Source organism: Aquitalea sp. ASV15, assembly GCF_016429115.1.
Taxonomy (GTDB): Bacteria; Pseudomonadota; Gammaproteobacteria; order Burkholderiales; family Chromobacteriaceae; genus Aquitalea; species Aquitalea magnusonii.
The window spans coordinates 41,112-49,051 of the sequence record NZ_JAELTZ010000029.1 but is presented as its reverse complement, the minus strand read 5'-3'; the positions used below and the strand labels follow the sequence as shown (position 1 = coordinate 49,051).

Genomic DNA, 7,940 nt, shown 5'->3' with positions numbered 1-7,940 from the left:
CTGAGTCAGGGCGCGGTATTTGAACAGGCCGGGGTGAATTTCTCGCATGTCAGCGGTGATGCGCTGCCGGCTTCGGCCACCGCCCATCGCCCGGAACTGGCCGGTCGCCGTTTCGAGGCCATGGGGGTATCGCTGGTGATTCATCCGGAAAACCCGCACATTCCCACCAGCCATGCCAATGTGCGCTTTTTCATTGCCGAGCAGGAGGGCGCCGAGCCGATCTGGTGGTTTGGCGGCGGTTTCGACCTGACGCCCTACTATGGCGTGGAAGAAGACGTGGTCCACTGGCACAGCGTGGCGCGCGACCTGTGCCAGCCGTTTGGCGACACGGTTTATGCCGACTACAAGAAATGGTGCGACGAGTATTTCTTCCTCAAGCACCGCAATGAAGCGCGCGGCGTGGGCGGACTGTTTTTTGACGATCTGAACCAGTGGGGTTTTGCCCGCTGCTTCGACTTCATGCAGGCAGTCGGTCAGGGCTTTGTCGAGGCTTATGTCCCCATCGTGAACAAGCGCAAAGCCACGCCGTGGACCGAGGCGCAGCGCCAGTTCCAGCTCTACCGCCGTGGCCGCTATGTGGAATTCAATCTGGTGTGGGATCGCGGCACGCTGTTCGGCCTGCAGACCGGTGGCCGTACCGAATCCATCCTGATGTCGATGCCGCCGCTGGTGCGCTGGGAATATGGCTACCAACCCGCCGAGGGCAGCGCCGAAGCCGAGCTGTACCAGCGTTTCCTGCCGGTACGCGACTGGGTGTAGCCAGCCTACTCCACGCCGGGCGGCTGCCCCTGCAGGTCGACACAGACCCGGTTGCGGCCCTCCTGCTTGGCCCGGTACATGGCGTCATCGGCCCGTTTAAGCACTGCCCCCGCCTTGCTGTCGCTGGCCAGCACCACGGCACAGCCCATGCTGGCAGTGACCTTATCCGGCAGGCCCAGCTTGGCCCAGTTCAGCCGCTCCAGCTGCAGGCGCAGACGGACGGCCGCCTTCATCGCATCGCGCAGCTCGGTGGCCGGCAATACCAGCACGAACTCCTCGCCCCCCAGCCGCGCCACCAGATCCTGGCTGCGCAGCATGCGCCGTGCCAGCCGTACCAGCACTTTCAGCACCTCGTCGCCCACGGCATGGCCGAAGGTGTCGTTGACTCTCTTGAAATGATCCAGGTCCACCATCACCAGCGCAAACACCTCGCCGGTCTCGTGATAGCCCTGATACAGCTGTGACAGCACCGCCTGGAAGGCGCGGTGGTTCAAGGCGCCGGTCAGCGCATCGTGTTCGGACAGGCGACGCAGTTCGCGGTTGAGCACCCAGGTGCGGTTGAGCAAGGCCAGGGCCAGCCACAGCAGCAAGGCTGCCACGATGCCCGGTGCCGTGCCCTTGGCGATCTCCAGCGCCAGCACCTCATTGGGCAGGTAATGCAGCACCCGCATGCCGCTATCGCCCACGGCAAACACCTTGACATGGGCGGTGGGGCCGGCGCGGTAGTCGGCCATCACCGGCAGGCGCAACAGGTTTTCCTGCGGCAGGGCCTCCTCGGTATTGGCGGCAACAATCTGGTTCTGGGCATTCAGCAGATACAGCTTGCCCAGCACCTCGCCCGCGCTGCCCAACAGCTGATGCAGGGTGGGAACGCCGACATCCATGTACAGCGCGCCGTAAAAATGCCCGCCGGCCACAATGGGCTGACCGATGGTCAGCATGGCGCCCTTGCCCGCCTGATCGATATAGACGGGCGTGATGAAACGCCGGCCCGCCGGGTTTGCCTCCGGCAGCGCCATGCGCCAGAACACGCCGTTGGGCGTGGCCAGGGTGTAGTGGTAATCGGCGGCGGGGGCGAAGGGATAAAGGTAGATGAACTGCTGGCGTGACACGTAGTAGACCCAGGCCACGCCATGGTCATCCAGATTGCGGTAGGCTGCGGTCAGCATCGGTGCCAGCCCCAGCGCCACCGCCATTTCGCGCTGGCGTGAGGGCTCGGGCTTGCCGGGCAACACCAGCCCGGTCAGATTGCCGATCTGCTGATGGCTGAGCGGCGGCGGCAGCTGGTCCAGCGAGAAATAATTGCTCCCCGGCACCGCGCGCAGTGCGGACAGCTGGCCATCCACATCGCGTGGTGGCTCGCTCCATTGCAGTTCACGGACGGCTTCGGCCTGAATGGTATCGATAAAACCGGATATTTTTTCAAAATGCTGGCGCAGGCCGGCCACCGCACGGTGGGCATACTGGTCGGACAGACTGAGCGAACGGGAATAGACATACCAGCCGTTGGAAACAACCAATAGCATGAATACCAGCGTCAATATGCTGCGAAATAGCCGCTGGTGGTCCAGCACCATCTCGCCCAACAGCATCCTACGCATCTTGCCAACCCGCTTGCGACTCTCTCGACACCATAGCAATGTACTTTATATATGCTCACACGCTAACACGGGTATTAGCTGAGCTGTACCTTGCGCGGTCGATTGACCAGCCGGCATTGAAAAAACGGGTCAGATTGACCCGTTTTTCCCACAACAACCCGCCTGCTCAGAGCGCGAGTGTGGCAATCGCTTCCTTGGCGGCATGAATGGCGGTGGCGCGCTTGTCTTCGCCCATATTGACCGCCTCGGCCCGCACGAAGGCGATATCGCTGATGCCCAGGAAACCCAGCACGGTACGCAGGTAGTCTTCCTGGAAGTCCATCAGCTGGCCCTGTTCGGTGGAGTAGACACCGCCACGGCTGGAGACGATCACCACTTTCTTGCCACCGGCCAGGCCCTGCGGACCATTCTCGGTGTACTTGAAGGTGCGGCCGGCAGCGGCCACACGGTCAATCCAGCTCTTCAGCTGCGACGGGATGGAGAAGTTGTACATCGGCGCACCGATCACCAGCACGTCGGCAGCCAGGAATTCTTCGATCAGCGCATTGCTCAGGGCGCTTTCACTGCGCTGGTTTGCAGTCCAGTCGGCTTCGGCAGTGAAATTGGCACCGATGATTTCGCCGGACAGATGGGCAATCGGCTGGCTGGCCAGATCGCGGTAGCTGACTTCGATGGCGGCGTGACGCTGGCGCACGGCATCCACCACGGCAGCAGTCAGCTGACGGGAAACGGAGTTCTGACCAAGAATGCTGGAATCAAGGTGTAGCAGTTTCATGATGGACTTCCTTTTGTGCAGTTGGGTATGGGTGAATGGTAGTTTTTGATACCAATCATGACTAGACTGCAAAAAAAGGAAACATTGTTCCACCGATAGGACAATTTAATGCAAGACCTCAACGACCTGCTGTATTTTGCCAAGGTGGTGGAATTCGGCGGCTTCATGGCGGCCAGCCGCATGCTGGGCATACCCAAATCACGGCTGTCGCGCCGGGTGGCCGAGCTGGAGGAGCGACTGGGGGTGCGTCTGCTGCAACGTACCACGCGGCGGCTGGCACTGACCGAAGTCGGCAGCAGCTATTACCAGCATTGCCAGGCCATGCTGGCCGAGGCCGAGGCGGCGGATGACGCCATTGCCCGCATCACCGCCGAACCCCGCGGCCTGGTACGGGTCAGCTGCCCGGAACTGCTGGCCAAGACCTTGCTGGCACCGGCCCTGCCCCGCTTCATGCTGCGCCATCCGCAGGTGCGGGTCAGCCTGGAGGCCACCAACCGGCGGGTGGATCTGATCGAGGACAATATCGATGTCGCCCTGCGCGTGCGCAACAGCCTGGAAAACAGCGCCAATCTGGTGGTGCGCCAGCTGTCGGTCAGCCAGGTCATTCTGGTGGCCAGCCCGGACTTCATGCGCCAGCACCCCATGCCGCAATCGCCGGCCGACCTGCTCGCCCTGCCGGCACTGACCATGAGCCGCCCGGATGGCCGCGGCCAGTGGCAACTGCTGGACCAGGCCGGCCACACCTATAACCTGCAGATCGACAGCCCGCGCCTGATGACCGACGACCTGCTGGTACTGCTGGAGGCGGCCATTGCCGGCCTGGGCGTGGCGGCCCTGCCGGTGATGGTCTGTGACGAGGCCTTGCAGCAAAGGCGCTTGCTGCGACTGCTGCCGGAGTTCGACAGCCCCTGGGGTATTCTGCATGCGGCCTTTACCAGCCGGCGCGGCTTGTCGCCGGCGATCAGGGCCTTTATCGATTTTCTGGTGACCGACCTGATTCCGCCCGGCCACCCCTCCTATCCTCCGGCCGGCTAGGCCGCCGGTGCCTGGCGCTGGGCCAGCAGGGTGGCGTGCAACTGGGCAGCGGTCTGCGGCCGGGCAAAATGATAGCCCTGGGCCTGCTCGCATCCCATTTGCCGCAGCAGTTCGGCAATCTGCTGGCTTTCCACCCCTTCGGCCAGCGTCTGCAATTGCAGCTTGCGCGCCATTTCGATGATGGCGCAGACGATATTGCCGTCGTCGGCATCTTCTGCCAGATGGCGGATGAAGGATTGATCAATCTTCAGCTTGTTGACCGACAAGCGCTTGAGATAGGCCAGGCTGGAATAGCCGGTGCCGAAATCGTCGATGGCCAGCCTGACGCCCAGTTCGCTCAGCCGTGACAGCGTGTGCTGCACGCCTTCGGTCTGGTGCAGCAAGGTGGTTTCGGTCAGCTCCAGTTCCAGCAGCTGCGGCGGCAGGCCGCTGTGGGCCAGCGCCTCGGCCACGGTCTGTTCCAGATTGCCGCGCTTGAACTGCACCGCCGAGATATTCACCGCCACAGACAAGGGGTGGTCCAGCAGCGGCTGCCATAGCGCCGCCTGGCGGCAGGCTTCGCGCAGCACCCATTGGCCCAGCGGCACGATCAGGCCGCTGCTTTCGGCCATGGGGATGAACTCGGCCGGTGCAATCAGCCGCTCGCCATCCTGCCAGCGCACCAGTGCTTCCACCCCCAGCACGCGGCCGTCCTCCAGACTGACCTGCGGCTGATAGTGCAGCACGAACTGGCCTGCCTCCAGTGCCGCCATGAAATGGCTGCGCAGCCGCAATACCTGCTGCGCCTCGACATTCATCCTTTCGTCGAACAGCCGGTAGGTATTACGTCCGGCATCCTTGGCGTGATACATGGCGGTATCCGCCTTTTTCATCAGGGTGGTGAAGTCCTCGCCATCGGCCGGATACAGCGCCACCCCGATGGAGGCCGAGGTGGACAGCTGATGGTTGTGCAGCATGAAAGGCTGCTCCAGGCCATGCAGGATGCGCCCGATCAGCGAGGTCAGTCCCTCCAGCCCACCCATGCCGCACAGGCCGGGCAGCAAGAGCAGGAACTCGTCGCCCCCCAGCCGGCAGGCGGTATCCTGCTCGCGCAGCAAGGACTGCAGGCGCTGCGCCACCGCCTGCAGCATCTCGTCGCCCACATCGTGTCCCAGTGAATCATTGATGGTCTTGAAGCCGTCCAGGTCCAGAAACAGCATGGCCAGCTGCTCCGCGTGGCGCTGGGCCAGGCTGGCCTGCTGGCAGAAGCGGTCTTCGGCCAGAATGCGGTTGGGCAGGCCGGTCAGTGCATCATGATGGGCGAGGAAGGCAATCTGCTGCTGCTGGCGCTTGCGTTCGCCAATATCCTGGAACAGCAGCACCGTGCCGACATTCTGGCCATCCTTGAGCAGCGGGTAGGCATCGTAACGCACGGCCAGCAGGCTGCCATCGGCACGGGTGAATACGTCGTCGGCCTCATGCACGCTACGTCCCTGCTGCAGCGCCTGGCGAATCAGGCAGTTCGCCGCCGGCAGCGGCCGGCCATCGGCCTGCTGCGCATGAATCAGCCCCGGCAGGTCCGCCACGCGCAGGGCGGCTTCGTCGGCATGGCCCAGCAACTGGCGGGCGGCCGGATTGGAAAACAGGTAGCGGCCCTGCTCATCCATGCCGCAGATGCCCTCACCCACCGAATTGAACAACTGGCGGAAGCGGTCTTCGCTGGCCTGCAGCTCGCCACTGGCATGGCGCTGGCGTTCTTCCGAGTGGCGCAGGCGCTGCAGCAACCAGGCCAGCAGCAACAGCGACAACAAGGACACCACCACCGTACCCAGCAAGGTGGCATACCACTGTGCCAGAAAGTCATTGCTGGCAATGCCGGCGGCCACATAGAAAGGGAAATCGCCCACCCGCTTGAAAGCGTAAACCCGCTCGATGTGGTCGATGGCGGCATAAAAACGGATCACCCCCTGCTGCTCGCCGGCCTCCACCCGCTGGTGCATGGGATTGTTATGCAAGGTCTGGTTGACCGTGCCCGGCCGTGCCGGATGGCGCAACACCAGCCGGCCATCGTCACTGCGGCGAAAGGTAATCACCCCATGCGGCCCCAGGTCCACCGCGTCGAACAACTGCTGGAAATAGCCGATATCCAGCGGCGCCATGGCAATGCCGGCAAAAGCCCCCTGTGGGGTACGGATCGGCACCGCCATATACAGCTGCAGGCTGTGGTTGATGCGGCCGGTGGTCACTTCGGAAAAAAACAGGCGTTGCTGCGGGTGCTGGCTCAGGGCAATGAAGTAGCTGCGGTCACGCACATTGGCCTGGGGCAGCAAGTGATCGGAGGCATACAGCACATTCCCCTCGGCATCGATCAGCCGCAGGCCGATGATTTCGGGAAAATGGCGTGCCGGCAGGGCCAGCTGCTGCTGCATGGCTGCGGCATACTGTGGCCGGGCCGCCAGTGACAGGGCGGACAGTGGCGTGCGTTGCGCCAGCTCTTCCAGATTGGCCTGGGTACGCCGCAGCGCTGCTTCCAGCCGGGCCTCCAGCACGGCCACCACATTGCGGGCATTCACTTCGGCCTGGTGCTGTTTTTCGACATAGGCCGTACCCAGCAGAAAAGCGATCAGCGCGGCCGTGCCCATGAACAGCAGCAGGAAGAACACCAGGTAGATGCGTTGCGGGCGCTGGATCATGGGCCAGATAAGGATGGTTGATGCTGCAGGCCATGTTAGCAAACCCTATCTGGCTGTCCTAGCCACTTCACCATCATCCGGCTGACAAAAATCAAGCTGGCGACACACGGAAAAATACATTGACATTAATGTCCGGATCCAGCGATACAGCGCGGATTTTTCCGGATGACTGCCCCATGGCAAGCGGCCAGCGCTGGGAGCGTGGTTTGCACGGTCGGCGACCAGAAATGCCTGGCTGTTTTCAGCTTGACGCTGCCGCGTACCATCCTGAAGGGCCCTTGCCGGTTGGCGCTCAGGGCTGCCAGTCATGGTAGGGCTGGTGCACCGCGGCATAGGCGCGCGCCAGCTCACCACTGGCGCGGGCGGCGGCAATCGCCTTGCTCAACACCTGGTTGACATAATTGCCACGCTGGTTGCAGGAAAGAAAGATCACATCCGGGTAGTCGTCGAAATGGGCGCGGTGCACATGATCCAGCCTGAATTTGCGGATCAGGAAATCCGCTTCCTCCTGCGCCCAGATCACCCCGTCTATCCGCCCCTGATTAAGCATTTTCAGCGAGCGCTCCAGATCCACCACGCTGTCGGTGTGAAAGCCCCAGTTGGTGGGTGGCGCCGCCAGCCGGTATTTGTTGAGATTGGCCATGTCCAGCAGCGCCGCCTTGTCCAGCGGCCTGGCCTTGTTGCTGTACAGCACAAAGCTGACCTTGCCCAGCATCTCACGAGCAAACTGATAAGGCGTCTGATTGTCCGCGCCATCGCGGATTTTCATGATGGGAAAACGAAAATCGGCATTCTGGTCGTTGATGTCCAGATAGACCCGCCGCACCGGCTCGATGCTGAGACTGATCCGCCCCGCGGGGTAGTACTTGTTCACCACCCTGATCAGGTTGGCAAAGGGGCTGTCCACGGCATTTTCCAGCACTTGCGGCAGAAACACCGCAATGCCGTGGATGTCCGGCCTATCATAAGCCGCCGGGCCATCCGGCGTGACCGTACCATTGCAAGCCTCCGCCGCCACCGGTAACAGGCCGAGCAGGAGCACTCCGCGCATGACCATCCGCCACATGAGACCACACCCTCCAGCCGCTTGCGATAATG

General features: G+C 62.6%; 6 protein-coding genes. 2 read left to right on the top strand and 4 right to left on the bottom strand.

The window, feature by feature from the left end; genetic code table 11:
• On the top strand, positions 1 to 759 hold a 759-nt coding region (hemF, locus tag JHD64_RS13790), incomplete at its 5' end, for an oxygen-dependent coproporphyrinogen oxidase (protein WP_199053564.1).
• Positions 760 to 764: 5 nt separating this feature from the next.
• Here hemF and JHD64_RS13785 read toward each other — a convergent pair.
• Positions 765 to 2,360 (bottom strand): sensor domain-containing diguanylate cyclase, encoded by a 1,596-nt coding sequence (locus JHD64_RS13785; RefSeq protein ID WP_199053563.1) that lies wholly within the window; start codon positions 2,358 to 2,360, stop codon positions 765 to 767.
• A gap of 166 nt (positions 2,361 to 2,526) precedes the next feature.
• Positions 2,527 to 3,135, bottom strand: a complete 609-nt coding sequence (locus JHD64_RS13780) for an FMN-dependent NADH-azoreductase (RefSeq protein WP_199053562.1) — start codon at positions 3,133 to 3,135, stop codon at positions 2,527 to 2,529.
• 108 nt (positions 3,136 to 3,243) lie between these two features.
• Here JHD64_RS13780 and JHD64_RS13775 point away from each other — a divergent pair, with 108 nt between their 5' ends.
• Positions 3,244 to 4,170, top strand: coding sequence for a LysR substrate-binding domain-containing protein (locus JHD64_RS13775; RefSeq protein WP_199053561.1), 927 nt, complete (start codon positions 3,244 to 3,246; stop codon positions 4,168 to 4,170).
• Here the strand turns inward: JHD64_RS13775 and JHD64_RS13770 are convergent.
• Positions 4,167 to 6,842, bottom strand: coding sequence for an EAL domain-containing protein (locus tag JHD64_RS13770; RefSeq protein WP_199053560.1), 2,676 nt, complete (start codon positions 6,840 to 6,842; stop codon positions 4,167 to 4,169). The two genes, JHD64_RS13775 and JHD64_RS13770, sit on opposite strands and share 4 nt — an antisense overlap.
• 292 nt (positions 6,843 to 7,134) lie before the next feature.
• Positions 7,135 to 7,893 (bottom strand): hypothetical protein, encoded by a 759-nt coding sequence (locus JHD64_RS13765; protein ID WP_199053559.1) that lies wholly within the window; start codon positions 7,891 to 7,893, stop codon positions 7,135 to 7,137.
• Positions 7,894 to 7,940 lie beyond the last annotated feature (47 nt).

Excerpts from the sequence above, each read along its gene's own strand:
- JHD64_RS13775 (WP_199053561.1), top strand. The coding sequence starts at position 3,244 with ATGCAAGACCTCAACGACCTGCTGTATTTTGCCAAGGTGGTGGAATTC.
- JHD64_RS13785 (WP_199053563.1), bottom strand. The coding sequence starts at position 2,360 with ATGCGTAGGATGCTGTTGGGCGAGATGGTGCTGGACCACCAGCGGCTA.
- JHD64_RS13780 (WP_199053562.1), bottom strand. The coding sequence starts at position 3,135 with ATGAAACTGCTACACCTTGATTCCAGCATTCTTGGTCAGAACTCCGTT.
- JHD64_RS13770 (WP_199053560.1), bottom strand. The coding sequence starts at position 6,842 with ATGATCCAGCGCCCGCAACGCATCTACCTGGTGTTCTTCCTGCTGCTG.
- JHD64_RS13765 (WP_199053559.1), bottom strand. The coding sequence starts at position 7,893 with ATGCGCGGAGTGCTCCTGCTCGGCCTGTTACCGGTGGCGGCGGAGGCT.